We start from the raw sequence: 25482 nt of genomic DNA on the forward strand, positions 1-25482 counted from the left end.
CGGTTGTTTACAGCCTGCGCGCTCTGGCCGAAATCTTCTCTCTTCAGGATTTGCTTTGATGCTCGGTATTCCCGTTGCTGATGCTGCGGCCGCCAGACGCCAATCATTGCGCTGCTGGCGACTTGGAGAGGAACGAGGGCAGGGTACGCGGCCAAGAGGATCTCATCACCGGAACAATGTCTCAGCCGGCGCCACGGTCTTTGCTGACACGGCAGCCATGACCCGCTCGACACATCCGAGGCCATCGAGGCAGGAGAGCGGCAGCAGGCTAGCCATCGTGCAGATGAACTTCGCAGTCTGACGAGTGCCTTGAGGCCCGAGATCATTGAAACACTCAGTTGGGCTGAGATGCGCTAACCACAAACACAAATGCAACACCGGATCGGAATCTTATCATATGGTTAAGAAATCCTGGCGGTAGGCATTGACTCCAAGCCTATGCGCCGAAGACATTCCGTAGCGTCAATTCTGGCGATACTGCCTAGCTTCTGCATGCTCAGCGAGGTGTGCGAGCAGCTTGATGGCAGCGCTTTGAAACTTAATAACATATAGCGCTCAGGCCTAAGGGACTTCCACGAGGTTCCGCCATCGCTTGGTGAGCGCTTCGAGGGGCAGCTATGGCTTACAGAACGATCGCCTTTGAAGGCGCCGAGATTACCGACTTGGACACCTCTGATAGTGTAGTCGTAGTCGGCGGCCTCCGATTCACCGTCATGGCTCAGGGCAATTGGACTCTCAATTTCAGTAACGGGCACCTTAATTTCGCGGAAGACGCAAACTTCGCTGGAAGCCAATTCAGGATCGAGGTTACCAGCGTTACAGGCGGATCCTTTCAGTACAACGACTATATCTTAAATTATCAAGCAAGTCCGAACTCGGATGGCTATCTTGTCTTCACGGCTGCCGGTAGTTCAACCAGCAACCCCGATTCGGATCTTATCCAGAATTACTTTCACGATGGCGTTTGGGTTTCTAAGTATCAGATCAATGGGTTTCCCCCCATGCCTGCGTCGGGTGTGACGAACAAACTCGTCATTACGGACATTCCTGGAAGCTCCGGCGGCAATCCAAACTCAACTTTCTGGCTCGATCAATTCGTCGTCGACACGGATTTCCCTCCGCCGAATGTCGCGCCGACTTTTATTGGTTCAATCACCTCAATATCCGCCTCAGAAAATGGTACAATAGTCGACGTTTCAGCATTGCTTCACGTGAGCGACAGTGACAGCACTCAGACCCTGACTTGGTCTGCAGTAAGTGCCCCAAGTCACGGAACCCTTGACGTTTCCGGTGCAACGGCAGCTTCCGGCGGCACGAACATCGGCCCTGGCGGTACTATCAGTTATACCCCTGCTGCGGGTTTTGCAGGTGTCGATACCTTCACTGTTCAGGTCAGCGATGGCACGTCGACCAGTACGCGGACGATTACCGTCAATGTGAGCCCGTCCAGCCCAGGCACCCCGGATCTCACTCACGCCTCCGATACCGGCCTCAGCAGCACTGACAATGTCACTGCGGCCTCGATGTTGGCGTTTTCGGGCACAGGACCCGCGGGCGACACCACCAGCACAGTGCGCGTCTTCATCGACGGGAACGGCAATGGAGTTTACGACGCGGGAACCGATGGGAGTGCTACCGCCACCGTCAACAACGGGGCATGGTCCGTCAGCGGGCTATCCACAGCATCACTCGCCTCTGGCACCTATAACGTGTACGCGCTGATCACGACTGCAAGTGGCGGGCTGATCAGCGCGTCAAGCGGTCCCCTGGCCATCACGCTGGACAAGACAGCGCCGTCCATCACGTTAAGCGGTCTAAATCTATCGTCCGATACTGGCGGTAGTGGTTCCGACTTCATCACAAGCGTAGCAGCGCAAACCATCACAGGCACATTAAGCGCATCGCTCGAGAGCGGTGATCGCGTAATGGGCTCGCTCGACAACGGTGCTACGTGGACTGACATCACGAGTCAGGTTTCCGGTACAACTCTCACATGGAGCGGCGTCACACTTCCCGGCAGCAATACCGTCAGGCTCCAAGTTGTGGATCAGCATGGTAATAGCGGTGCGACTTCCTCCCAAGCCTATGTGCTCGATACGACAGCGCCAACCACGACGGTCGGCAGCGCGGCGCTCTCCGTCGATTCTGGATTGTCGGTGACGGACTTCGTGACCAGCGCGGCGGCGCAAACCATCAGCGGCACATTGTCAGCTAACTTGGCTGCGGGTGAAACCGTTCAAGTCTCTCTCAACAACGGCGCTACATGGACAACCGCGGTCGCCTCTGTCGGTTCGAGTGCCTGGTCGTTGGCAGGAGTGGTGCTTTCCGGCAGTAACACCCTGCTCGTTAAAGTGACAGATCCCGCCGGAAACGATAGCACTGTCTATGCTCAGGCCTTTGTGCTTGACACCACTGCGCCGGTTCTGGCGATCACCAGCGACAGGTCTGTGCTCAAAGCAGGCGAGACAGTAACCATCACCTTCACCTTCAGCGAGGATCCGGGTGCGACCTTCACTTGGAACGGGTCTGCCGGCGACGTTCTGATCTCTGGCGGCATGCTCGGCGCGATTTCTGGGAGTGGATTGACGCGCACAGCCGTCTTCACGCCGACCACAGGCGTCAATGGCGGCACGGCCAGCATTGCGGTTCCCGCTGGCGCCTATGCTGATGCGGCAGGCAACATCGGAGGTGCAGGCTCGACGCATAGCATCTCGTTCGACACGCTGGCTCCGGCTGCTCCAATCATCCTCGCGCCTGCCAACGGAGCTACAACGAACGATGGTAGGCCTTCCATCATCGGTACGGCTGATGCCGGCACAACGGTCACTGTCATGGTCGATGGAACGGCTGTTGGCGCCACGTTGGTGGATGGCAGTGGGAACTGGAGTTTCACCGTTCCCACTCCCCTTGCAGGAGGAGCACATACCTTCAGAGCTCAAGCCACCGATGCTGCCGGAAACACGAGCGCCCACTCGAGCACGGTTAACGCGACGATCGACAATGCTGCTCCAGCCGTTACGATCACGTCCGGAAGCTGGACAGATGATCCCACTCCCGTGATTTCTGGAACGGGTGAGGTGGATGCTACCATTCGCCTTACCATTGGTGGTGCGACTTACATCACGACAGCCGCGAACGGCACCTGGAGCATCGATTTAGCAGAGGCAACGCCCGTTTCAGGCAGCCTGTCGCTGGACATGAATGGTGACAATCTCGTCTCCGTCACGGCGACCGACACCGTAGGGAACGGCTCTACCGCTGTTACCCAGACATTGGAAATCGACATCAACGATCTGCCAACGGGCGCGGTGGCCATCAGCGGGGTGGCCGTCAAGGGTGAGATGCTGACAGCCAGCCATACTTTGGGGGATGCCGATGGCCTCGGGCTCATCGCCTATCAATGGCAGGCTGATGGGGCGGACGTCGCAGGTGCGACGGGCGCGACTTTCATTCTGACTGAAGCTCAAGTGGGTAAAGCCGTTACGGTAAAGGCGAGCTATACTGACGGTGGTGGACATGGCGAGAGCGTTACGTCTGCCGCTACGGCTGCGGTCATGCTCATGCCGGATCCGGTGACTGCTCCCAATGCCAGCGGCGGCATGGACATCACTATCACGGACCCGTCGCAGTTGACGGCCTCACTCGGCACGAGCGGCATCGATCATGTATACTACAGCGGCTCGGGCACTGTTGTCCTACCGGACACCATTGAGAACATCACCCTGAGGGGGAGTGCCAACGTGGTGGGGAACGCGCTCGGCAATGACATGCGCAGCGGCGTCGGTCAGAATGTGCTGAATGGGATGGGCGGCAACGACACGCTTTACGGCTACCATGGCAGCGATTGGATTTACGGCGGGTCCGGCAACGATGAGATGTCAGGCAGTTCTGGCCAGGACTGGGTCTATGGCGGCTCAGGAAGTGACACCGTCAACGGCGGTTCCGGTAACGATTGGGTCTGGGGCGATGCGGGCCGTGACACCGTTTACGGTGGGCTCGGCAACGATACGGTCAATGGCGGTGCAGGCAACGATACCCTCTATGGCAATGCAGGCCGCGATACCTTCGTGTTCGACACAAAGCTGAACCAGACCAGCAATGTCGATCTGATTAAAAACTTCAGCATCCCCTATGACAGCATCTGGCTGGACAATGCAGTCTTCGCCAAGCTGGGAAAGGGCTCTGCCAAGGGCGTGAAGCTGGCGTCCGACATGTTCGTGACGAGCAAGACGGCGCAGGATGCGCAGGACCGGATCGTCTACGACCGGGATACCGGCTCGCTCTACTATGACCGGGACGGTACTGGCTCCGCCGCGCAGGTGAAGTTCGCCACTCTCTCCAACAAGGCCAAACTCACGTATCACGACTTCTTCGTCGTCTAAGCTGTGCGAACGTCACGCGATAAGGCGCCCCATTGGCTCAGGCTGGCGGGGCGCGTTATCGTTTCGGGCCACTATCCAGGGATCGGGAAGGTTTATGTCCAAACTCGACATCGTTGACCGGCTCAAGGCAGCTTCTGAACGCGAGGGAAATCTGCCCCTCGGCGAGGCGCAGGCCCTCCTCATCGAAGCTGCCGAGACGATCGAATTCCTTCGGTCCCTGCTGGGGCCATTGGAGGACGTTGGGCTCGAGGACCTGCCGCCCAAGGGCAGTGCGTAGAGTGCGGTGAGGCATCGCGAACATGCCCCGGCATAGGAAAAGAGGAGAGGCTTAGAGCCCAACCATCTTCATGCCTGGCTCCGGGTAGCGCGTGCCGGCGGCAGCGCCCGGCGGGAGGATGCGGTCGATGCGCGCCAGATCGTCCGGGGTGAGCGTCACGTTCAGAGCGCCCACATTCTCCTCCAGATAGCGGCGGCGCTTGGTGCCGGGGATCGGCACGATGTCGTCGCCCTGCGCCAGCACCCAGGCAAGGGCGAGCTGCGAGGGCGCGCAGCCCTTCTCCCGAGCTATCGCTTCGATCTCACCCACGAGATCAAGGTTCCTCTGGAAATTCTCGCCCTGGAAGCGCGGCGAGTTGCGGCGGAAATCATCGGCGGCAAGATCGTCCACGCTCCTGATCTGCCCGGTGAGGAAGCCGCGGCCCAGCGGCGAATAGGGCACAAAGCCGATGCCGAGCTCGCGCACCGTCGGCAGGATCTCGTCCTCCGGATCGCGGCTCCAGAGCGAGTATTCCGTCTGCAGCGCGCTGATGGGATGAACCGCATGGGCGCGCCGGATCGTTCTGAGGGCCGGCCTCCGAGAGGCCGAGGTAACGGACCTTGCCCGCGCGCACCAGGTCGGCCATGGCACCAACCGTGTCCTCGATCGGCGTCTCGGGATCGACACGATGCTGGTAGTAGAGATCGATCGCCTCGACGTTCAGCCGCTTCAGGCTCGCCTCGCAGGCTTGGCGCACGTAATCGGGCTTGCCGCTGATGCCGAGGCGCTCGCCATTCGGGCCCCGCACATTGCCGAACTTGGTGGCAAGCACCACCTTGTCGCGCCGGTCCGCAATGGCGCGACCGACGAGTTCCTCGTTGCGGCCAACGCCATACATGTCGGCGGTGTCCAGGAAGGTGACCCCCAGCTCGATGGCGCGATGAATCGTGGCGATGGACTCGGCCTCGTCGCCACTGCCATAGAACTCAGACATGCCCATGCAGCCGAGGCCGAGGGCGGACACCTGCAACGGACCAAGCTGACGCTGCTGCATGGAAGATCTCCGGTTCTGAACGGTCTACATGGCCACAGGTATCGTGGCGGACGCGGCTTGAACTGGACCGATCCGGCCCGGTTTCAAGCCTCGAAAGGATGGTCAGTACATCGTGTCCCGCGCGGTCGACGGGCCTTCCATGGTGGACTTGATCTCCTCAGCGGCCTTACGACCACGGACATCGGCAAGGCCTCAATCAATGGTCTTCCCGTTCTAGACCGGCCCCTGAAGAACCCGTCCTGCTCGGCGTGACGGCTTCTCAAAGATGTGTAGGTGGCCACGGAAACAATGCGAGGTCTCGGGCGTCCCGTGCACCTAGCCAGATACGGGAGGGCCCCATGATCAAGGCATACGGGGTCTCAATCGCTGGGATCTTGCTCGCTGGGCTCGGGCCCGCAGCTGCGTATTCCGACAAGCCCCTTTTCAAACGAGATAGGGTGGCGCGGCATTCATAAGATCGCCCTATTTCACTTCAAGATGCTCCGCTTACCACCTAACGCATCATTCCCCGCTATCAGACTATACCCTCAGAACATCTTCTGCTTCACCTCCATTCCATCGGGAGACGCGCATGAATGTCGATGGCAGCTACGTGATCCGACGGGCCTATGGTGTGTATCAACCTTGTCTCATCGTGCGGGCAGACGAGAGGCACCTATGGGTTGTGGGCTTGAATCCTGGGAACGAGCCTAAAGGGCGACAGCGTCTACTGGTACGTTCGGGCGCCTTGGGAATCTTCGCGAGTTATGAGGAAGCGGTCTCACGGGCTGAGAACGCGAACGCTGTCGATCGCGAGTACCGCGTTCAGATTGATGCCACACGGGAAGCCCTTCGATCGGTGCATCTCGAGCGGGACGAGGCCGTGCAGGCAGCCCTTCATCCTGCTGAGACATGAACCAGAAGGGCCCGACGCGCCGTAAGCAGGCTTGTTAGCCATCTCATATGTGCATCTCCGCTGGTCGGGCTCGTCTGTCGTAGTAACGAACCAATATTCCTATAACGTTCCGCAATTTCGCAGGGTGGGCCTCATAGATCTGCCAATCTTCGGACCAAGTGTTGATGGTCCGGTTAGCCCTTGAACTCGGAGGCGGTTACTGCCCACGGGCTGCGACGGGCATGGCTCCTTATGATCTCAGGCTGTTACCCAGCGAAGGTGATGGGGAAGGCGAGTGTCCAAGTTCAATATTGCGGCCCGGCCCTGATCAGCTTCAGAATGAGAGGGGGAGAGTTCCCGTGACGAGGTACAGGCCCTCCTCATTGAGGCGGCGAAGTTGATTGAGTTCCTGCGGCTGCTGCTGGAGTCATTCGAGAATATCAGGCTCAAGGACTTGCTGCCTCAGGGCAGGGCTTAGGCAAAGGGGCAAGAACACGCCTGGAGGCTGAGGAAAGTCGAGCCCTGACGCTGATAAAAGAGGAGCGCCCACCGTCTCAAGGGAGCGCTCGAAGTGCCGGCCCGTAGGGGCAGAAAGAGCCGGAAGTCTGAGTGTACGCAATCCTGCTCCCTGCCGTCTGTCGGGAAAGCAACAGTTCTGTGAAAAACTCACCCGGCTTCCAACATCGTCAGGACGGCTTGGGCCTCGGTCTTAATTCGAAACTGCCTGGATCAAGTACAGGCGACCCTGTCAGCGGCCGCAAGGATCTTGAACTGAACTGCATACTCCGTATATACTTATCTGTATATACGGAGACGAAGGATGGCCATTGCCAAGGTTTTCCGGTCCGGCAACAGTCAGGCCGTTCGATTGCCCAAGCAGTTTCGCCTCACGAGCGATGAGGTCGAGATCTTCCGCCGCGGCGATGAAATCGTCCTGCGGGAAAAGCCCAGGACCCTGACGCGGGCGTTCGAGTTGCTGTGTGATCTTCCTGATCTGACCCGGGAAGATGCGCCGCCGCAGGAGCGCGAGGGATTGTGACCCCCCACCCCCAATATCTCCTCGATACCAACATCTGCATCTACATCCGCCGCGAGCGCCCGCAAGCCGTTCTGGATCGCTTCAACGTGTTGCCTGCAGGCTCCGCAGCCATTTCTGTCATCACCTACGGTGAGCTGGTGTATGGCGTTCAGAAGGGCCCTGATCCGCGCAAGGCCATGTTGATCCTAGAGGAATTGACCACTGTGATCCCGGTGGTGCCAATGGCTAATGATGTAGCCAAGACTTACGGAGCCATCCGATCGAATCTGGCCGCTCGAGGCGAGCTCATTGGCAACAACGATCTTTGGATCGCAGCTCACGCGAAGAGCCTTGGATTGATCCTTGTCACCAACAATGAACGCGAGTTTCTGCGCGTGGAGGGACTTGCCATCGAGAACTGGGCGAGGGCCTGAGAACCCTTGATACCGTGATTGCAGCCAGAGCCAACCTGCATGTCATCTGAAGTGCAGTGAATGCGACACTGGCGTCGTTCATCGACTGAGAGAGACCTCGTCGCGCGTCAGGCACTGTGCCACAAGAGCTGCGTGTCGGTACCACAAACCTCAACTCCATGACACCACATTGCGGGGCAGGGTGCTCGCTACTGCAGGAATTTCGATGACAATTAAATTAGCCGGCTATATAAATGAGCGGCTCTAGCGGCTCGTAGATCCCTCAGCACTCGGCCCGTTTTGGCAGAACGAACCCAACCCTCTCGGAGGCCATACGGCGTGAGTTTAATCGGCATTACCGGCTTGCTCCGCCGGCCCGGACCTCCGCGATCTTTTCCCGCCCTCAGGTGTTGTGTTTTCTGTGACTGGCGGGAGGATTGTGCGGGAATGGGGTCGAACAGGGATATCCTGGATTGCCTGATCGTCGGAGGAGGGCCAGCCGGATTGACGACGGCGCTGTACCTGGCCCGCTTCAAGCGCCGTTTCCTGGTGGTGGACAGCGGCACGCCCCGGGCGGCCTGGATACCCACCAGCCACAACATCCCGGTCTTCGCAGAAGGCATTTCCGGCAAGGATATTCTGGCACGGGCCCGCGCCAATCTCGAGCAGTATGGGTCTGCGATCCAGACGGGACGAGTCACGGGCCTGCGCAAGCAGCCGGACCGCTTCATCGGGGTCGTGGAGGACAATGATGGCGGCATGAATCAGATCGCGGCCCGGCGCGTGGTGCTGGCCACGGGCTCCGTCGATATCGAGCCCGATCTGCCGGACGTGCCCAATGCCGTCCAGCGAGGACTCGTTCGCTATTGCCCGATCTGCGACGGCTACGAATCCCGGGATCGGAAGATCGCCGTCATTGCTTATGGCTCCCATGGGATAGGCGAGGCGGTCTTCATCGCCCGCACCTATTCCCGCGACGTGACCCTGCTCACGTTGGGGCAGCCTCTGGAGCTGAGCCCGGAGCAGCGGGCGACGCTCAAGGAGCACGACATCAGGATCGTGGAGACCCCTGTCGAGTCTCTCGACATGGAGGGCGACCGGATCTCCGCCGTGCATATGGGCGGCAAGGAGCACCGCTTCGACGTGCTCTACTCGGCGCTTGGGCTGAAGTATCGCTCGGACCTGGCGATTTCGCTTGGCGCCGAGCACGATCGGTCGGGAAGCCTGATCGTCGACAATCATTGCCAGACGACCGTGAAAGGCCTCTACGCCGCCGGCGACATCGTCCGCGGTCTCGACCAGATCGTGGTCGGCATGGGCCATGCTGCGCTCGCCGCGACCCATATTCACAATCACTGTGAGTTGCCGACCGAGGACGAGCCAGGCGGGGCGTGATGCTGCCCTCAGGAAAGGGCTTTTGCGAGGAGCGGTAGGCTGATGTCCATACGGTAATCGACCGAGGAATGGTCGTCGTGGAACTCCTCGTAGGTGTGAGGAATGCCTGCGGCCTCGAGCTTCCGGTGCATGATCCGCGACCCATAGACCATGTTGTACTGGTCGATATCCCCGCAATCGATGAGGAAGGCTTTCAGCTTGCGCAGGTTCGCCTGATGCTCGGCCTGATCGACCATGCGCAGCGGATCCCAGTGCAGCCAGTTGGCCCAGCGCTCCTCGATGACCTCGCAGGTCTGCAGATCCACCGGCAGGCGGATGCCATAGAATTGGCTCGGATCGGGGTCGAAGCTCGCGGCCTGAGCGAGCAGCATCAGCACGTGCCAATCCTTGTCCTTCGCCTTGGGACCAGCCTCGAATTTGCGCAGGAAGGCCTCGATGGACATGTTGTGGTCGACGAGGTGGCGCAGCGCCCCGGCAAACTCGCCGAGATGGTAGAGATATTCGAAGCCCACGTCGCCCGAATGGGAGGCCGCCGCCGACCAGACCGAGCCGCCATGCCGCAAGGCGTGGACCATGGCGCCGTAGCCGCCCGAGCTCTTGCCGAATACGCCCCGGCGTCCGTCCCCGCCGCAACTGAAGCGGTCCTCGACGAAGGGCAGCATCTCGCGAATGAGGAACGTCTCCCACAGTCCCATGGCGGCGCTGTCCACATATTGATTGCCGCCAAGGCGTGTGAAGCAATCGGGAAAGGCCACTGCGACCGGCGGCATGGCCCCGGTGCCGATCAGGCGGTCGAGGCGCTCGGGCACGTTCTCGCCGTAATTCTTCCAGTTGGTGTGAGCGGGACCGCCCGCGGTATAGCCGACGAGATCGACGAGGAGAGGCAGGTTCCGGCCGTCATGGCCCGCCGGCACATAGACGTCGATCCGGCGGCGGGACGGGTCCCCGAGAAGGTTGTTCTTGAGGCTTCGGCTGTCGAGCCAGAGGCTGTGTACCGTGCCTGCCGGCACATCATGGTCCTTGCGCATCGTCATCCTCATCCCTCGCGATCGGAATGATGTGACCCTCAACAGGGGGATTGTCCAGAATTCGGCCCGTCTCGCCGGTTAATAAGTGCCGGGCCTCCCTAGCCATTCCTGAGGTCCCGGCGCTACGGTGCGGCCGAATTCGTTACTACTGGGGGGATCTTATGAGCGACAGTTACTTGCCACGATGGAGCCTGAAGACCGAAGGCGTCATCATGCCCGATGAGAGGCTGCCGACCGGCCAGATGGTTGTCGTGGGCCTGCAGCATGTGGTCGCCATGTTCGGCGCAACCGTGCTGGCGCCGATCCTCATGGGCTTCGATCCCAACGTCTCGATCCTGTTCTCCGGTCTGGCGACGTTCATCTTCTTCCTCATCGTCGGCGGTCGGGTGCCGAGCTATCTCGGGTCGAGCTTTGCCTTCATCGGTCCGGTCCTCGTTGCCACGGGTGCGAGCGTGGGGAGCCCCAACCCGAACATTTCCCTGGCGCTCGGCGGAATCATCGCGGCGGGTGCGCTCTATTTCCTGATCGGTCTCGTCGTACAGATGGCGGGGCACCGCTGGATCGAGCGGCTGATGCCGCCGGTGGTCACGGGTGCCATCGTCGCCGCCATCGGCCTTGTGCTTGCGCCCATCGCGATCAACAGCGCTTCCGGCATCACGCCGGACAATCAGGCCGGCAGTGATTTCGCGCGCTGGATTGCGCTTGCCACCGTGGTGGCGGTCGGCCTCGTCGCCGTCTATGCGCCGGGAACGATGCGCCGTCTGCCGGTGCTGATCGGTGGCGCCGCCGGCTACCTGATCTATTACATCTGCGCCAATGTCCTGGGCCTCGGGCAGCCGATCGACTTTGCCAGGATCGGCCAGGCCGCCTGGTTCGGCCTGCCGACGTTCCAGAGCCCCGTCTTCGACGCGCGGGCGATCAGCCTCATCGCGCCCGTCGCGATCATCCTCGTGGCGGAGAACCTCGGGCACATCAAGGCCATCGGCGCCATGACGGGCCGCAACCTCGATCCCTATCTCGGCCGCGCCTTCATGGGCGACGGTCTTGCCACCATGCTGTCCGGTTCCGCCGGCGGCACGGGCATGACGACGTATGCCGAGAACATGGGCGTGATGGCCGTGACCCGCATCTACTCGACGCTGGTCTTCATCATCGCGGCCGGGTTCGCGCTGCTTCTCGGTTTGTCTCCCAAGTTCGGAGCCTTCATCGGCACCATTCCGGGGCCGGTGCTCGGCGGTTTGTCCATCGTGGTGTTCGGCCTTATCGCCGCGACCGCAGGCCGGATCTGGGTCGAGAACCGGGTCGATTTCTCGAACCCGCGCAATCTCATCACGGTGGCGGTCGCGCTCGTCCTGGGTGCCGGCAACTTCAAGCTGAATGTCGCGGGCTTCACCCTGGACGGTATCGGCACCGCAACCTTCGGCGCCATCATCCTCTACCACCTGCTGCGGATGACGCCTGCGACCGCCGAGCGTCCGCACGCTGCGGAATAGGCACGATCCTTTTTCAGGAACACGCATTTCAAGCCCGCGTTGAGGCTCAACGCGGGCTTCGTCGTGCATGGTTCGTCCTCAACCGCGGCCGGCCGGAGGTCCGCACCCTTATCTCGTATGGGATGATGCCATGAGCTCCGACGAAAAACAGACCCTGCCTCCCCAGGTCCAGGACCAGCAGCCCGGTCGCGAGACCGAGATGAATCCGCGGCCCGATTACGAACCCCGCTATCCCGGCAGTGGACGATTGAACGGGAAGGTTGCCCTCATCACCGGGGGCGACAGCGGCATCGGGCGGGCCGCCGCCGTTCTCTTCGCCCGCGAAGGCGCCGATCTCGCCATCCTGTACCTGAACGAGGGCGAGGATGCGCAGGAGACGAAGCGTCTCATCGAGCGGGAAGGGCGCTCGTGCCTGACGATTGCCGGAGATGTCGGCGATCCGGACTTCTGCCGTTCTGCCGTCGATCAGGCCATCCAGCGCTTCGGCAAACTCGACGTGCTCGTCAACAACGCGGCCGAACAGCATCCCAAAAAGGACATCGGCGAGATCACGCCCGATCAGATCGACCGTACCTTCCGAACCAACATCTTCGGCTATTTCTACATGGTGCAGGCGGCCATGCCGCACCTCAAGAAAGGATCCGCGATCATCAACACCACGTCGGTGACGGCCTATCGCGGCAGCGGCGATCTTCTCGATTACAGCGCCACCAAGGGTGCCATCGTGGCCTTTACGCGTTCGTTGGCGCAGAAGCTTGCTGGCGAAGGGATTCGTGTCAACGGCGTGGCGCCGGGGCCGATCTGGACGCCGCTGATTCCGTCCACCTTCCCGCCCGAGAAGGTCAAGCAGTTCGGAGCCAACACGCCCATGAAGCGTCCAGGGCAGCCCAACGAAGTGGCGCCGTCGTATCTGTTCCTGGCCTGCGAGGATTCATCCTACATCACCGGGTCGGTCCTGCATCCGAATGGCGGCGATCCAACGGAGGCCTGAAACGAAAAGGGCGGCTCGAAAGAGCCGCCCTCTCCAAAAACGAAGGTTGATCAGCGTCTGCGACGGACACGAACCGGAACGAGGCTGTGCGTTGGTGTCGTCAAGGCAAAGAAAAGCATGACGGCTGAAAGCGACCCGCCGATCAGGAAAAGTATTTCGGCGATTTCGACCTGAGAGGCCGCGCCGGTAATGGCCGCAAGAGCAGTAACAACGGCAAAGATACAAAATGCACGAAGGGCAATCGAACGAGTCATTGACCATCTCTCCCAAGTGATCTGGAAAACGTATGGGTCGAAGGCGAGTTCCATGTGAATGAAAGCCTGCAGGAATACTTTTGAACGATCGATGAACGCCGTTGATCATGGTTCCTGGAATGGAACCCTACAGTCGCGCTTGGCGTTGTTTGGACATCGTCGGCTTGTAGTCGATTGTACAGTTAGCGAGGTAACACCATGCTCGGTTGGGCAGTCACTTTTCTCATTATCGCTCTGGTCGCAGCTCTGTTCGGCTTTGGCGGCATTGCCGGTACGGCCGTCGAGATCGCGAAGCTGATCTTCTTCGTTGCGATCGTCCTCTTCGCCATCTCGGCCGTGATCGGCCTGTTGCGCGGACGAAGCCCCATGTGATGCCGACAAGGCACCCTAGGTAACGAGCGCCGCCTCACGAGGGCGGCGTTTTCGTTTGCGACATGGACGATGCGGAAGGCGGAGAGGGCAGACGTTCAACCCTGCAGAGCCGCCCTTGTCATGCTGTCGGGGCCCAGGTCCTCGATGTCCTCGACGTTCAGCAGGGAAGCAAGACGAAAGCGGGCACGGTTCACGCGGCTCTTGATGGTGCCAACCGCACAGCCGCAAATATGCGCGGCCTCCTCGTAGGAAAATCCAGAGGCACCGACCAGAAGCAATGCCTCGCGTTGGTCGGAGGGAAGGTTGGCGAGTGCACTGCGAAAGTCCTCGAAATCAAGGTGAGAGCCCTGTTCGGGCTGCACCTTGAGGCGCCCGGCATAGGATCCGTCCGGATCCTCGACCTCACGGCGGCGCTTGCGGTACTCGGAATGGAAGAGATTGCGCAGGATCGTGAAGAGCCAAGCATTCAGATTCGTTCCTGGTTCGAATCGATGCAGATTGGCCAAAGCCCTGAGGAGGGTATCCTGAACCAGGTCGTCTGCCCTGTCGACCTGACCCGACAGCGAGATGGCGAAGGCCCGAAGGCTGGGAACCGCCGCGAGAAGTGCCTCTCGTAACTCTGGTTCGGGTTCTGGGGTCATTGAGACCCGCCCTTTCCCCCGTTCTTCTTGTCCAGTTGATCGAGCAGTTCCTTGAAACGGTCAGGAACAGGCTGCTGCATGAGCTCGTCATACATGGCGCGAAGCTGGTCGCCGATGCGCTTCTGGCTTCCGCTGTCGAGTTTGGGATCGGTTGTGAGCTTATCGTTCACGGACGTGTCCAGAATGGTCCGAGCAAGCTTCTTCCCCTTTTCAACCGTCATCGTCGTCCCCTTGCCATCCCATATCTTTCAGAGGGATAGCCAACCTTGGCAATATCCATATATTAGTTTTCGAGCAATAACGCTCGTTACTCCACGCGGTTCCATTCATGGAACTTTTGCAGCTTTGCCACGTTGAATGGACCGTCGGTACAACGAGTCAAAAGCACAGTTAAGGGGAAGCGAATGTCGACAGCGCAGCTTGTCGTCCAGCATTTACCGTATCTTCGCCGCTACGCACGCGCTCTCACAGGCAGCCAGATGGCTGGAGACGCCTATGTGGCCGCCACCCTGGAAACCCTTGTCAGCGAGCCTGAGACCATCGGTCCTTCCGGAAACGTGAAGGTCGAGCTCTTCCAGGTCTTCACGCGAATCTGGAATTCCCTGTCGGTGAACGGTCGCAGCGAGCAGATCCAGCGCGATCTGCCGGCGGAAGTCCGTCTCGGACAGATCACCCCGCTCCCCCGCCAGGCCTTCCTCCTGTCCTGCCTTGAAGGCTTCGGAGAGGAAGAGGTCAGCCAGATCCTCGATGTCGACACGAAGACCGTTCGTGAACTCGTCGACGAGGCAGGCCGGGAACTCGCGGCCGACATGGCAACGGACATCCTCATCATCGAGGACGAACCCTTGATCGCCATGGATCTCGAAGCCCTGGTCGAAGGCCTCGGCCACAACGTGACGGGCGTCGCCCGTACCAGGACAGAAGCCGTCAAGCTCGCCTCGGCCAAGCAGCCGGGTCTGATTCTGGCGGATATCCAACTTGCGGACGGCAGCTCCGGTCTCGATGCGGTCAACGATCTCCTCAAGGCCTTCGAGGTGCCGGTGATCTTCATCACGGCCTATCCGGAGCGCTTCCTGACGGGTGAGCGGCCTGAACCGGCCTTCCTGATCGCCAAGCCCTTCCAGCCGGCCAACGTCTCCGCCGTGATCAGTCAGGCTCTGTTCTTCCAGCAGAGTGCCCGGCGTCGTGAGGCTCGTGCCGCAACGGCCTGAATCCCAGGCTGATAGGATTACCAAGTAATAGCCCGGCCAATGGCCGGGCTTTTCTTTTATAATGATGTATTAGGGGCAAAAAAAGACGGGCTCATGAGCCCGTCTAAGGTGCCGGCCAATGCACAAGGGGAATGCGGGGAGGACCAGGAGGCCGGTGCTTTAAGAACGCCCTATCGAAAACAAATGTTCCCAGCTTTTTTATTCCCCTTTTTATTCGTCAGTCCTACGCAGAGAGACAGGAACATCAAAGATACGGTCGCGTTGTTCCCCCGAATTGTTGAGCTGGGATGGCAGGAGAGAGGGATGTTCCGTACACCTGTAGCTTTGGTCGGACTGGCTGGGGCTTTCTTCGTGGCCGGAAGTTTCGCCCCTGCTTCCTTCAACATGTCTCCCTTGGCTCAATCCGGGTCGCTACCCTTCGAAAACTCTGTGTCGACAAGAGGCGATCGCGTAGCGGCGCCTGTTCCTGCGCGCAGCCCGACGACCGTATCGATCGTGGAGCTCGTCGGGGTGGCCAATGCTGCGGTGATCCTGCGGGATCATGATGGAAAGGTGCTCTACAAGTCGGATCCGCGCACCGGTATCACGACCTTCGCGCGAGATACGGATCTGCCGGTCGTCACCTTGAAGGAAGAGGTGCAGGGTCCGGTCGCACAATACCCCGCCCGCCGCAAAGAGGGCAACGAAACTCCGCAGGAACAGAAGCCAAAGAGCCGCAATCCGGTCGGCTGCATGGGCGATGTCAGTCCTCTTGCCAAGGCGAGCGCCAACCGGATGCCGAGCCTCTGTCTGGCTCTTCTCGAGCAGTCGCTTTCCTGAATAGCTGGCGGCAAGCTGCATCCATCAAGGCAGACTCAATTCCAACTGACGTTCCAGGCTTCCGATACAGGTGCCGATCTGATCCGACATTCGATCATGTGCGGCCGCCGGGTTCCGGGCCCGACTAAATCGTCCCGCGATTCGAGGTTGGAACCATTCGTCTGAAAAGTAGTTGCCAATGTTGGCGTTACTGTTGCTGCTTGTCGGCGGGCAGGTGGCACGGACGATCTGTTGTCATACAATATTAACAAGTATTCATTTCCAGGTTCCACAATATAGATCCGGATAACATTGACTTGATTGGGTCGATATTCGGAACGGTCGCTGATGCTGTGCGTTACACTCCCGCGCACTTCGGTGCACAACGCGATTTTTAGTGGATCCTCAGGAGAAAGAAACAATGCTGAAGAAGCATATGGCAGCTTGCCTTGTCGTGACGGCTTTCGCGGCTGCGCCCGCCCTTGCACAGACGTCGTCTCCGTCGGCCCCGACCGACCGTCCGGCCGCTTCGGGCTCGGGCACGACCACCACAGGTTCGCCGGCCATGCAGCCAGGCGCTTCCGGCTCTTCCACCGCGGGTCAATCGTCGACTTCCATGGGCCAGAGCAGCGCCACGTCCGGCCAGTTCATGACCAAGATGGAAACGAACCAGATCATGGCCTCCGATCTGATCGGCACCCGTGTGGTCAGCGCCAACAACGAGTCGATTGGCGACATCAATGACGTGATCGTGGATCGCAACGGTCAGGTCATGGCCGCTGTCGTCGGCGTGGGCGGTTTCCTTGGCATCGGCGAAAAGGATGTGGCCGTTCCGTTCAAGTCGCTGGAGTTCATGAGCAGCCAGCAGGCCCAGGCGATGGACAACAGCAAAAGCGGCAATAACAACGTGAACACCACAGGCTCGACGGCTACGACGGGCAATACAACCACGTCTGGCTCGGGCTCTGCCGGCTCGACCAACACGGCGGCGAATACCTCTTCGAGCAATCAGAACCAGCCCGAGCGCGTCATGCTTCGTATGACGAAGGCTGAACTTCAGGCTGCCCCGGCATTCGATGAGGACGGCGACAACAACGCCAACAACTCGACCACCGGAACGACCGGCGCCACGACCGCGCCGAAGCAGTAATCGGCACAGCGGTTCCTGCTGAGAGGCGGCGCCTGGGGAAACTCAGGCGCCGTTTCGTTTTGGAGGGTGCCGCTATCGGATCACCAAAAATAAAAGGCGCAGCTGATTCAGCTGCGCCTGGAAGGTGCCAGTCCAAGGGGGCATTCGGACCGGTTGAGATCCTAACGCCGTTCCATCGGGGCGGTTCCGAAATCCATGCGAGATTCTTTCCCGTCTGCCCCGCAAAGGGGCCAGACGTCTTGCCGCACGGAACCGAGGATTGGCGCATACGTTGCCGTTCCAAGCGCAACGCGGAGGGAGCGACGATGACAGCCACGAATGAACTGGACGCGGTGCTTTGCCAGGAAGAGCTTCCAGATGAGTTTTCCCGGCTCGCTTCGAGTTCCCCCCCGAGAGACAGGCCGTCTGTAGCCTCCATGCTCAGCGGCATCATTCCCGTTTGCAGTCAGGACGAGGTGACCTGCCCCCTGTTGCTGAGACGGCATCTGCTCGTCCCGGCATTGCCCCACGTGGTGCCGACGGCAAGCAGTCCGCGTATCTAAGGTTTGTCTATCGATGGTTGAAGTGTCCCTGCATTCGGCAACTCCTGGATCTGTCGCATTCCTGTTTCATCCGAGCATGGTGGGGGTCATCGACGTATTCCGGTCGCTCAGCAGCCTCGAGGATCAATACGATCTGGCTCTTCTCGACGGGCCGGAGCAGGGGCTGGCAGCCTATACTCAACCCGAAGCGGCCAAGGGCATCGTGTCGGACGCCTTGCTGCTGGCCTTCGCTTTGACCCGGCAGCGAGGCAGGCCGTTTTCCCATCGGCCTCTCGGATCCCGTCACGGGAGCATGGACGAGTACTGCCTGCTGGCGTTGATGAGTTCCCTGCGCAATACCGCGTCAGACGTCGCCCTCGAGGCAGCCGCATACCTGGATATCGCGTCGCTCGATGTTGTGGTGACACTTGCCGGAGAAGTCGTCCGTCAGATGGACCTCGGGACTCTTGTATTCGAAGCTCCAAGCCTGCCCGACTTCAGGGCTATGATGGGCTATGGACCATCCGAAGCCGTCGTCGTTGAGGCCACTCTGGGCAAGGCGGAGTTCAACTTCAGGAACTAAGCTCGATCCCGATCGAGCTCAAAAACCTTGCCTTGCCTGTGAAGAGCCGCGCAATCGGCTGTTCAATCCCTCTCCCTGCTGGCACGATGACCCGGTCGCAATCGATCATTGGAAAACGGAATGACCGTCTTCGGGCCTAGAGCGTGAGTCGCATCGCAGCTTTCGCCCTGATGGCGCTCATCTGGGGACTGACGTGGCTGCCGATGAAGGTAGCCTCGGAGGTCGTCCCGCCGATCTTTCTCGCCGCGATGCGCTTTCTGCTTGCCGGACCCTGCTTTCTCGTGGTCGCCATGGCGCAAGGCCTGTCCCTGCGCTCCAGCCAGTTCGGCCGCATCGTCGTCGCCTCTCTCCTGATCACCACGGGTTGCTACAGCTTCCTGTTCTGGGGTGTCGCGAGAGCTCCGAGCGGCCTGTCCGCGATCGTGAACCTGTCGCTGATGCCCATCTTCCTGGTGATCATTGGAGCCCTCTACGGCCAGGAGCGGATCACGATGCGGCGCATCGGCGCCATCGGGCTCGGGGTCCTGGGGCTCGTTCTTCTGTTCTCCGGTCGAACGGGCGAGGCTCAGAGCGGCACGATGCCGGTCTTCGGTCTTATCGCGGTTGCCATCGGGACCGTGTCCTATGCCTGGGGCTCGGTGATCAGCCGACCGCTGACCCTGTCCATGCCGCCCCTGGTGCTCGCCTTCTGGCAGAGCCTCATTGGGGGAATTGCGCTCGTCCCTGTTTCCCTCCTCATCGAAGGATACGATCCAGCGCATTTCGCCGGGCTTTTGGACGCAAGAGCCATTTTCGGCCTGAGCATCCTGGTATTTGGAGGGTCGCTGATCGCGTTCTGGATCTATCTTGGGCTCGTGCGCGACTGGGGCGCCTTTCGGGCGGGGCTTTATGCCTTCGTCAGCCCGATCATCGCCGTTGCCGTCGGGGTCGTTTATGCGAATGAGCCGTTCGGTTGGGCCGAAGGTGTTGGCATGGGAATCATGCTGGCCGCGACGGCTCTATCCCTTTCGGAAAAGAAGAACATGAAGACGGCAGCATCCGGATGAGGCGCCGGGAGCTTTTATGTAGAATTCAAAAGTAAAGGGGCCGCTGAGCGGCCCCCAAACCCGTATGCATCAGAAATGAATTATTCCTGGTTGCCACGCGTGTTGCCCGAGGCCTGACCGCCTTTGCGGCCGGCTTCGGAGGCGAGTTCGCGATCCTGGGAGAAAGACCGCTTCTCGGCGGGAACGCTCTTACCCCCTTTGCTCGCAATTTCGCGCTGCCGGTCAGAGTCCATCGACGCGAAGCCACGCTTCGAGGTCGAACTACCTGGCGTCATTTATGCCTCCTTATCGAATCGTGTCCGTGCTTCTTCAACCGCTCTCGGATTCGATGGTTCCGATGAGGAAGAGCGAACCTTTGCAAAAAATTCCATGAAAATATTCATTCGATACGAATTGTTACGCTTAGCGCAAATGTTTGAGCCGGATAAACGTGGCAACATCTTGTTCATGGGAATATGAACCAAGAAGGTACTTACTTCATCGCAGGTTGGAGAGCGGTTCTATTTGCGAATAAATCGGCGGCTATTCTCGTCGTCTGAAACAAGGAGCCAGGAATGCTGCGACGTCGGCAGGGGATGACTCTCGACAAGGAGACTTGGCTGCGGGCGCCGACGCCGATCAGGAGAGATGATTGTCCGCCTGGAACGGTATAAAAGACGTGGCGCAGGCGTTCCTTCAGGGGCGCTCAGGATGATGGTTCAGGAAGAGAGGGCGGGATGACCTACGACGACGACAACGTGTTCGCGAAGATCCTACGCGGTGAGCTTCCATGCCAAAAGGTTTACGAGACGGATCGCGTGCTCGCCTTCATGGACGTCATGCCGCGCGGCAACGGGCATGTGCTTGTCATTCCCAAAACCAAGGCCCGCAACCTCCTCGATGTCGAGCCCAACGATCTGGCCGAACTGGCGAAGGCGGTTCAGATCGTCGGGAAGGCCGCCAAGAAGGCGCTTTCGGCCGACGGCCTGACGATCCAGCAATTCAACGAGAGCGCAGGCGGGCAGGTGGTCTTCCACATCCACTTCCATGTGCTCCCCCGCTTCGAAGGGGTGGCGTTGAAGCCTCATACGGGTCAGATGGAAAAACCTGAGGTGCTGGAGGATTTCGCCTCAAAGATCCGCGCCGCTCTGCCGGCGGCATGACGCGATGAGGATTAGCTGCAACGCAAGTCATTGTTGCCGCTTGGATCGTTCCCGCGATAGCACCACCGTCCAGGTCATCACCGGCCCTGTGCCGGTGATCGCGCTTCGGTAAAGCGCGGCGCTTTTCTCAATCGGGATGGCCCGATCTGCCCCGGCCATGACGTGGAGAAGGGCCATCCCGTCGATCCTTCGGGGAAGGCTTCAATCCCGAAGCGCAGTGCGTCAGTCCGCCCAATCGAGAGAGCGGGCGATCGCCTTGTCCCAGACGGCATTCAGTCGCTCGCGGCGAGACGCCTCCATGGCCGGCGTCCAGCGCTTGTCGACGGCCCAATTGCGCACCAGTTCGTCCGTTCCGCTCCAGAAGCCCGTTGCCAGCCCGGCCGCATAGGCGGCTCCGAGAGCCGTGGTCTCGATCACCTTGGGGCGCACCACGGGAACGTTCAGGATATCGGCCTGGAACTGCATCAGCAGCTCGTTGACGACCATGCCGCCGTCCGTGCGCAGTTCCTTGACGGCGATATCGGTATCCTTGGTCATGGCCTCGAGCACCTCGCGGGTCTGGAAGGCGGTGGCCTCGAGCGCCGCGCGGGCGATGTGGCCCTTGTTGGCGAAGCGCGTCAGGCCGCCGATCAGGCCACGGGCATGGGAGTTCCAGTGCGGTGCGTAGAGGCCCGAGAAGGCAGGCACGATGGTCACGCCGCCATTGTCCTCGACGCCGCGGGCGAGGGTTTCGATCTCGGTGCTGTTCTGGATCAGTCCGAGATTGTCCCGCAGCCATTGCACGAGGGCGCCGGCAATCGCGATGGAGCCCTCCAGGGCATAGACGGGCTTTCCCTGGCCGAAGCGGTACCCGACCGTGGTGAGCAGGCCGCATTTCGAAGGGTAGGGGGTTTCGCCGGTGTTCATGAGCATGAAGCAGCCGGTGCCATAGGTGTTCTTGGCCTCCCCCTGCTGGACGCAGGCCTGCCCCACCAGGGCTGCCTGCTGGTCGCCGAGAATGCCCGCGATGGGAACGCCCGCGAGGCCGTCGGTCGCCTCGCCATAGACTTCGCTCGACGAGCGGATCTGCGGCAGGCATGCCTTCGGGATGTCGAAGAGCCTCAGGATCTCCTCGTCCCACTCGAGGCTCCGGAGGTTCATGAGCTGCGTGCGGCTGGCATTGGTCACATCGGTGATGTGGCAGCCGCCGTTGACGCCGCCCGTCAGGTTCCAGACCAGCCAGGTGTCGATATTGCCGAACAGCACGTCCCCGGCCGCTGCCTTCTCCCGGGCGCCCGGGACATTGTCGAGAAGCCAGCGCAGTTTCAGCCCCGAGAAATAGCTCGCCAGCGGCAGGCCGGTCTTGTCACGGAGACGATCATGACCGCCGTCCCGTGCGAATTCCTCGACGATGGAATCGACGCGGGTGTCCTGCCACACGAGGGCGTTGTGAAGAGGCTTGCCGGTACGTCTGTCCCAGATCAGCGTCGTCTCGCGCTGGTTGGTGATGCCGATGGCGGCGAGGTCCTGGGTTTTCAAGCCCTTCCTGGCCAGCGCCTGCTGAATCACCTCCTGCGTGTTCCGCCAGATCTCAAGCGGGTCGTGCTCCACGTAGCCGGGCTTGGGATAGATCTGTTCGTGTTCCTTCTGGCCGACCGAAACGATCGCGCCGGCCTTGTCGAACACGATGAAGCGCGAGCTGGTCGTGCCCTGGTCGATGGCACCAACGTAGCGAGCCATATCCTTCCCCGATGTTACTGCGCGGCGACGGACGCCACGTTCTTCTTGGCCAAATAGGCATCGATCTTGGCCGCAGCGTCAACCGGCACATGCAGCCCGAGCTTCGAGCGGCGCCAGAGGATGTCTTCGGCCGTGCGCGCCCATTCGCGGCGCACGAGGTAATCGACCTCCGCCGCCAACAGCCCGGCGCCGAAATCCTCGCCGAGATCGGCGAGCGACGTGGCGGAACCCAGAAGCTCTTCCATCCGCGTGCCGTAGGCCCGCGCCAGGCGATGGGCGAGATGCTCGGGCAGGAAGGGCCAGCGCTGGCGCACGGTGGCGAAGAAGCGGTCGAAATCCGCATCCGGCATGTCGCCGCCCGGCATCTTCGCCTTCTCCGTCCAGGACGGCTTCATGCTGGGGAAGAAGGGCTTCAACTCCTCGAGGGCGTGCTCGGAGAGCTTGCGGAAGGTGGTGATCTTGCCGCCGAAGATCGACAGCACCGGCGCCTGACCCTGCGGCGCGTCCATGTCGAACACGTAGTCGCGGGTCACCGCGGAGGCGTTGCTCGAGCCGTCATCGAAGAGCGGGCGCACGCCGGAATAGGTCCACACCACTTCCGCTGGCGTGACCTGGCGCTTGAAGAAGTGGTTCACGACGTTGCAGAGATACTGGATCTCGTCCTGGCTGATCTCGACCTTCTTGTCTGGAACCGACTCGACCGGAATGTCCGTGGTGCCGATGAGGGTGAACTTCTCCTGGTACGGAATCGCGAAGACGATCCGCTTGTCCGTATTCTGGAGAATGAAGGCTTCCTTGGTGTCGAAAAGCCGGGGTACCACGATGTGGCTGCCCTTCACCAGGCGCACGTTCTTGGTGGTGTTGAGACCAAGCTTGGAGTTCAGCACGTCGGCCACGAATGGACCGCCTGCATTGACGATGACCCGTGCACGGACCTCCTCGGTCTGTCCCGACTCCACGTCCTGGAGGCTCGCCACCCAGAGATCGCCCTCGCGGCGGGCGGAAATGAGCTTGGTGCGGACCCGGATGTCGGCGCCCTTCTCGAAGGCGTCGAGAGCATTGAGGGCCACCATGCGGCTGTCCTCGACCCAGCAGTCGGAATAGACGAAGGCGGTGTCGAAGCCGGGCTTGAGGGCCTGGCCGGCAGGGTGCCGGGTGAGCTTGATCGCTTCCGTCCCCGGCAGCTTCTTCCGCGGGGCCAGGTGGTCGTACATGAATAGGCCGAGGCGTACGAACCAGGCCGGGCGAATACCCTTCTCGTGAGGCAGGATGAAGCGCAGGGGCCAGATGATGTGGGGAGCGGATTCCAGCAGGCGCTCGCGTTCGAACAGGGCCTCGCGCACCAGCCGGAACTCATAATATTCCAGGTAGCGCAGGCCGCCATGGATCAGCTTCGTGGAGGCGGAGGAGGTGTAGCCGGCCAGGTCACCCTGCTCGCAGAGCACAACCGAGAGGCCTCGGCCCACTGCATCGCGCGCAATGCCCGCGCCGTTGATGCCGCCGCCCACAATCAGAAGATCAGTCACTGTCGTCACGAGACTCGTCTTTCCTTGCAACCCGGGTCCCCCAGGAACCCTGCACATGATTTCCTTAGCCGTCTAATGCATCGGACCCCAAAGTGGAATGCACTTTTGGGGATCGATCCGCTGATAACATTTCTAACTTGTGCACCGTTCAGAGTGGAAGCCGGCCCATTTTTGCGCATCGTGCGCAAAAGCAAGTGAATTCTCGAGAGGATCAGGGCTCTTTTGCCAAGGCTAAGTTTAACATGAAAGCGCCGAAGGCGCACACGGCCATTCCCAAGCACAGCAGCACGACGGCATCATAACTGCCCCGCCAGGCCCAGAGAGCCCCGAAGGCGAAGGGGGCGCCTGCCATGGCGATCCGGACCGGCATGGCGATCATGCCCTGGATCGCCCCGTAATCCTCCCGGCCGAACAGTTCAGGCGGCAGAAGGGCGCGCACGATGGTGAGCATTCCGTTGGCCGCGCCATAGAGGCCTGCGAATCCCAAAATCAGCCAGGATCCGCCTGGGACGAAAGGCAGGAGGGCGAAGGCAAGGACGCTCAGGGCCATCGTGGCGACGCCGATCCCCCTCAGGCTCATGGCGCGCTCACCGAATCCGGTCATAAACCGCGCGGCGACCTGGGCCGGACCGATCACCGTGTAGGCCGCCACGGCGGCATCGATGGTGAAGCCCCTCTCGAGCAGGATCGGAATCAGATGGACCGGGATTCCCGTGGAGATGATCCCTTGGAGGACGTTGGTGACGACGAACAGCCAGAAGGCCGGCTTGGTGAGCACGCGGCGGGGATCGGACGCAGACCGGGCGGCGATGTGGCTTTCGCCGCTCTGCTTGGGACGGGTTGGTGCAGCCGGGATGCTCGACGCATGCAGCACGGCGCAGATGGCCAAGTTCAAGGCAGCCAGAACGAGCAGCGCGCCGCGCCAGCCATAGGCCTCGATCAGCACATGGGTGAGGGGGATGAAGACCGTGCTGGCGAAGCCGCCGACGAGGGTCATGATGGTGATCCCGCGGCGGGTCAGAAGGCCGAGCCGGGAGGCCAGAACCGCAAAGCCCGGTTCGTAGAACACGGCGCTCATGGCCGCGCCGATGCCGAGCCAGATCAGCACGAAAGGCAGGTAATGGTCCGTCCATGCCCAAAGAGCGAGGAACAGGGCGGCGAGGATGGAGCCGCCGGTCATCACGGCTCGGCCATAGCCCCGGTCGATCAGCCGGCCGACCGGAAATGCGAAGAAGGCGGAGGAGACGAGGGCCAGGGAATAGGCGGCGGTCAGGGCGGTCTTCGACCATCCCAGCTCCCGCTCCATGGGCTCGATCAGGAGCGCGAAGGCGTAGAAGAGCGTCCCGTAGGAGATCAGCTGGGTGAACGACAGGGCCGAGACGAAGCGCCAGGGCATTGAGCCGGGGGGAGACATTCTTGCTTTATGTCAGGCCTTGAGGTTGACGGATAGGTTTTTAGCCTCCATATGCACAGCAGGCGACGGCGCTCGATCATCGAGCAGCTTGAGCGGGACTGCGTGACGGATAATCGCGAAACGGCGAAGACCCCGGTTCCCTTCTTCAATCGCTCAATCATACGACGGCCCCATCACGCGGGCTCTCGCCTTAAAGAGCCC

At 60.8% G+C, this 25482-nt stretch carries 23 protein-coding genes and 1 pseudogene; 14 read left to right on the forward strand and 10 right to left on the reverse strand.

Annotated elements, in window-relative coordinates; genetic code table 11:
- Positions 1 to 617 precede the first annotated feature (617 nt).
- Complete coding sequence (locus tag ACD578_RS02645) at positions 618 to 4382, forward strand: beta strand repeat-containing protein (protein WP_404290615.1); 3765 nt, start codon at positions 618 to 620, stop codon at positions 4380 to 4382.
- Positions 4383 to 4476: 94 nt separating this feature from the next.
- Positions 4477 to 4659 (forward strand): hypothetical protein, encoded by a 183-nt coding sequence (locus ACD578_RS02650; protein ID WP_404290617.1) that lies wholly within the window; start codon positions 4477 to 4479, stop codon positions 4657 to 4659.
- 51 nt (positions 4660 to 4710) lie between these two features.
- Here ACD578_RS02650 and ACD578_RS02655 read toward each other — a convergent pair.
- A pseudogene (locus ACD578_RS02655) lies at positions 4711 to 5692 on the reverse strand (aldo/keto reductase).
- A gap of 1694 nt (positions 5693 to 7386) precedes the next feature.
- Here ACD578_RS02655 and ACD578_RS02660 point away from each other — a divergent pair.
- From ACD578_RS02660 to ACD578_RS02670, 3 genes are all read left to right on the forward strand, one after another.
- The gene (locus ACD578_RS02660; protein WP_404290619.1) at positions 7387 to 7605 is read left to right on the forward strand and encodes an antitoxin; all 219 of its coding nucleotides are present in this window, start codon (positions 7387 to 7389) and stop codon (positions 7603 to 7605) included.
- The gene (locus tag ACD578_RS02665) at positions 7602 to 8018 is read left to right on the forward strand and encodes a type II toxin-antitoxin system VapC family toxin (protein ID WP_404290621.1); all 417 of its coding nucleotides are present in this window, start codon (positions 7602 to 7604) and stop codon (positions 8016 to 8018) included. Before ACD578_RS02660 ends, ACD578_RS02665 begins: the two co-directional genes overlap by 4 nt.
- Before the next feature lie 426 nt (positions 8019 to 8444).
- Positions 8445 to 9392 carry an NAD(P)/FAD-dependent oxidoreductase gene (locus tag ACD578_RS02670; protein ID WP_404290623.1) on the forward strand — a complete coding sequence of 316 codons (948 nt, stop codon included), beginning with the start codon at positions 8445 to 8447 and terminating at the stop codon, positions 9390 to 9392.
- Positions 9393 to 9400: 8 nt separating this feature from the next.
- Here the strand turns inward: ACD578_RS02670 and ACD578_RS02675 are convergent, their stop codons facing one another.
- Positions 9401 to 10420 carry an alpha/beta hydrolase gene (locus tag ACD578_RS02675; RefSeq protein ID WP_404290625.1) on the reverse strand — a complete coding sequence of 340 codons (1020 nt, stop codon included), beginning with the start codon at positions 10418 to 10420 and terminating at the stop codon, positions 9401 to 9403.
- Between the two features lie 161 nt (positions 10421 to 10581).
- Here ACD578_RS02675 and ACD578_RS02680 point away from each other — a divergent pair, with 161 nt between their 5' ends.
- Both ACD578_RS02680 and ACD578_RS02685 read left to right on the forward strand, forming a co-directional pair.
- Positions 10582 to 11913, forward strand: coding sequence for a solute carrier family 23 protein (locus ACD578_RS02680; RefSeq protein WP_404290627.1), 1332 nt, complete (start codon positions 10582 to 10584; stop codon positions 11911 to 11913).
- A 130-nt stretch (positions 11914 to 12043) separates the two neighbouring features.
- The gene (locus tag ACD578_RS02685; protein ID WP_404290629.1) at positions 12044 to 12904 is read left to right on the forward strand and encodes an SDR family oxidoreductase; all 861 of its coding nucleotides are present in this window, start codon (positions 12044 to 12046) and stop codon (positions 12902 to 12904) included.
- A 50-nt stretch (positions 12905 to 12954) separates the two neighbouring features.
- On the opposite strand, the gene ACD578_RS02690 is transcribed toward ACD578_RS02685, so the two are convergent.
- Positions 12955 to 13212 carry a hypothetical protein gene (locus ACD578_RS02690; protein WP_404290631.1) on the reverse strand — a complete coding sequence of 86 codons (258 nt, stop codon included), beginning with the start codon at positions 13210 to 13212 and terminating at the stop codon, positions 12955 to 12957.
- A gap of 144 nt (positions 13213 to 13356) precedes the next feature.
- Between ACD578_RS02690 and ACD578_RS02695 the strand changes: the two genes are divergently transcribed.
- Entirely contained in the window at positions 13357 to 13530 is a 174-nt protein-coding gene (locus tag ACD578_RS02695) for a DUF1328 domain-containing protein (RefSeq protein WP_009494036.1), read from the forward strand.
- A 95-nt stretch (positions 13531 to 13625) separates the two neighbouring features.
- On the opposite strand, the gene ACD578_RS02700 is transcribed toward ACD578_RS02695, so the two are convergent.
- A complete protein-coding gene (locus ACD578_RS02700; RefSeq protein ID WP_404290633.1) occupies positions 13626 to 14171 on the reverse strand; it encodes a sigma-70 family RNA polymerase sigma factor in 546 nt (181 codons plus the stop codon).
- A complete protein-coding gene (locus ACD578_RS02705; protein ID WP_404290635.1) occupies positions 14168 to 14392 on the reverse strand; it encodes a NepR family anti-sigma factor in 225 nt (74 codons plus the stop codon). The genes ACD578_RS02700 and ACD578_RS02705 overlap by 4 nt, the downstream gene beginning before the upstream one ends.
- A gap of 183 nt (positions 14393 to 14575) precedes the next feature.
- Between ACD578_RS02705 and ACD578_RS02710 the strand changes: the two genes are divergently transcribed.
- From ACD578_RS02710 to ACD578_RS02730, 5 genes are all read left to right on the forward strand, one after another.
- Positions 14576 to 15382, forward strand: a complete 807-nt coding sequence (locus tag ACD578_RS02710; RefSeq protein WP_404290637.1) for a response regulator — start codon at positions 14576 to 14578, stop codon at positions 15380 to 15382.
- Positions 15383 to 15421: 39 nt separating this feature from the next.
- Positions 15422 to 16201, forward strand: coding sequence for a hypothetical protein (locus ACD578_RS02715; RefSeq protein WP_404290639.1), 780 nt, complete (start codon positions 15422 to 15424; stop codon positions 16199 to 16201).
- A 400-nt stretch (positions 16202 to 16601) separates the two neighbouring features.
- Positions 16602 to 17330 (forward strand): PRC-barrel domain-containing protein, encoded by a 729-nt coding sequence (locus ACD578_RS02720; RefSeq protein WP_404290641.1) that lies wholly within the window; start codon positions 16602 to 16604, stop codon positions 17328 to 17330.
- Between the two features lie 555 nt (positions 17331 to 17885).
- Positions 17886 to 18434, forward strand: coding sequence for a hypothetical protein (locus ACD578_RS02725; RefSeq protein ID WP_404290643.1), 549 nt, complete (start codon positions 17886 to 17888; stop codon positions 18432 to 18434).
- A 143-nt stretch (positions 18435 to 18577) separates the two neighbouring features.
- On the forward strand, positions 18578 to 19480 hold the full coding sequence (locus ACD578_RS02730; protein ID WP_404290645.1) for a DMT family transporter: 903 nt from the start codon (positions 18578 to 18580) through the stop codon (positions 19478 to 19480).
- An 80-nt stretch (positions 19481 to 19560) separates the two neighbouring features.
- On the opposite strand, the gene ACD578_RS02735 is transcribed toward ACD578_RS02730, so the two are convergent.
- Positions 19561 to 19755, reverse strand: coding sequence for a general stress protein (locus ACD578_RS02735; protein WP_152712488.1), 195 nt, complete (start codon positions 19753 to 19755; stop codon positions 19561 to 19563).
- A gap of 441 nt (positions 19756 to 20196) precedes the next feature.
- On the opposite strand from ACD578_RS02735, the gene ACD578_RS02740 reads away from it, so the two are divergent.
- On the forward strand, positions 20197 to 20622 hold the full coding sequence (locus ACD578_RS02740; RefSeq protein WP_404290647.1) for an HIT family protein: 426 nt from the start codon (positions 20197 to 20199) through the stop codon (positions 20620 to 20622).
- A gap of 27 nt (positions 20623 to 20649) precedes the next feature.
- On the opposite strand, the gene ACD578_RS02745 is transcribed toward ACD578_RS02740, so the two are convergent.
- From ACD578_RS02745 to ACD578_RS02760, 4 genes are all read right to left on the reverse strand, one after another.
- Positions 20650 to 20799: a hypothetical protein gene (locus ACD578_RS02745; protein WP_404290649.1), complete on the reverse strand. Its 150-nt coding sequence runs from the start codon at positions 20797 to 20799 to the stop codon at positions 20650 to 20652.
- Between the two features lie 45 nt (positions 20800 to 20844).
- Positions 20845 to 22341: a glycerol kinase GlpK gene (glpK, locus tag ACD578_RS02750; RefSeq protein WP_404290651.1), complete on the reverse strand. Its 1497-nt coding sequence runs from the start codon at positions 22339 to 22341 to the stop codon at positions 20845 to 20847.
- A 14-nt stretch (positions 22342 to 22355) separates the two neighbouring features.
- On the reverse strand, positions 22356 to 23876 hold the full coding sequence (locus tag ACD578_RS02755) for a glycerol-3-phosphate dehydrogenase (protein ID WP_404290653.1): 1521 nt from the start codon (positions 23874 to 23876) through the stop codon (positions 22356 to 22358).
- A gap of 202 nt (positions 23877 to 24078) precedes the next feature.
- The gene (locus tag ACD578_RS02760; RefSeq protein ID WP_404290655.1) at positions 24079 to 25281 is read right to left on the reverse strand and encodes an MFS transporter; all 1203 of its coding nucleotides are present in this window, start codon (positions 25279 to 25281) and stop codon (positions 24079 to 24081) included.
- Positions 25282 to 25482: the final 201 nt, after the last annotated feature.

The organism is Microvirga sp. RSM25 (genome assembly GCF_044784385.1).
GTDB lineage: Bacteria > Pseudomonadota > Alphaproteobacteria > Rhizobiales > Beijerinckiaceae > Microvirga > Microvirga tunisiensis.

Bases quoted from the DNA above. Each gene is read 5' to 3' on its own strand.
- ACD578_RS02645 (WP_404290615.1), top strand. From the start codon at position 618: ATGGCTTACAGAACGATCGCCTTTGAAGGCGCCGAGATTACCGACTTG.
- ACD578_RS02650 (WP_404290617.1), top strand. From the start codon at position 4,477: ATGTCCAAACTCGACATCGTTGACCGGCTCAAGGCAGCTTCTGAACGC.
- ACD578_RS02660 (WP_404290619.1), top strand. From the start codon at position 7,387: ATGGCCATTGCCAAGGTTTTCCGGTCCGGCAACAGTCAGGCCGTTCGA.
- ACD578_RS02670 (WP_404290623.1), top strand. From the start codon at position 8,445: ATGGGGTCGAACAGGGATATCCTGGATTGCCTGATCGTCGGAGGAGGG.
- ACD578_RS02675 (WP_404290625.1), bottom strand. From the start codon at position 10,420: ATGCGCAAGGACCATGATGTGCCGGCAGGCACGGTACACAGCCTCTGG.
- ACD578_RS02680 (WP_404290627.1), top strand. From the start codon at position 10,582: ATGAGCGACAGTTACTTGCCACGATGGAGCCTGAAGACCGAAGGCGTC.
- ACD578_RS02685 (WP_404290629.1), top strand. From the start codon at position 12,044: ATGAGCTCCGACGAAAAACAGACCCTGCCTCCCCAGGTCCAGGACCAG.
- ACD578_RS02690 (WP_404290631.1), bottom strand. From the start codon at position 13,212: ATGGAACTCGCCTTCGACCCATACGTTTTCCAGATCACTTGGGAGAGA.
- ACD578_RS02695 (WP_009494036.1), top strand. From the start codon at position 13,357: ATGCTCGGTTGGGCAGTCACTTTTCTCATTATCGCTCTGGTCGCAGCT.
- ACD578_RS02700 (WP_404290633.1), bottom strand. From the start codon at position 14,171: ATGACCCCAGAACCCGAACCAGAGTTACGAGAGGCACTTCTCGCGGCG.
- ACD578_RS02705 (WP_404290635.1), bottom strand. From the start codon at position 14,392: ATGACGGTTGAAAAGGGGAAGAAGCTTGCTCGGACCATTCTGGACACG.
- ACD578_RS02710 (WP_404290637.1), top strand. From the start codon at position 14,576: ATGTCGACAGCGCAGCTTGTCGTCCAGCATTTACCGTATCTTCGCCGC.
- ACD578_RS02715 (WP_404290639.1), top strand. From the start codon at position 15,422: ATGGCCGGGCTTTTCTTTTATAATGATGTATTAGGGGCAAAAAAAGAC.
- ACD578_RS02720 (WP_404290641.1), top strand. From the start codon at position 16,602: ATGCTGAAGAAGCATATGGCAGCTTGCCTTGTCGTGACGGCTTTCGCG.
- ACD578_RS02725 (WP_404290643.1), top strand. From the start codon at position 17,886: ATGGTTGAAGTGTCCCTGCATTCGGCAACTCCTGGATCTGTCGCATTC.
- ACD578_RS02735 (WP_152712488.1), bottom strand. From the start codon at position 19,755: ATGACGCCAGGTAGTTCGACCTCGAAGCGTGGCTTCGCGTCGATGGAC.
- ACD578_RS02740 (WP_404290647.1), top strand. From the start codon at position 20,197: ATGACCTACGACGACGACAACGTGTTCGCGAAGATCCTACGCGGTGAG.
- ACD578_RS02745 (WP_404290649.1), bottom strand. From the start codon at position 20,799: ATGGCCCTTCTCCACGTCATGGCCGGGGCAGATCGGGCCATCCCGATT.
- glpK (WP_404290651.1), bottom strand. From the start codon at position 22,341: ATGGCTCGCTACGTTGGTGCCATCGACCAGGGCACGACCAGCTCGCGC.
- ACD578_RS02760 (WP_404290655.1), bottom strand. From the start codon at position 25,281: ATGTCTCCCCCCGGCTCAATGCCCTGGCGCTTCGTCTCGGCCCTGTCG.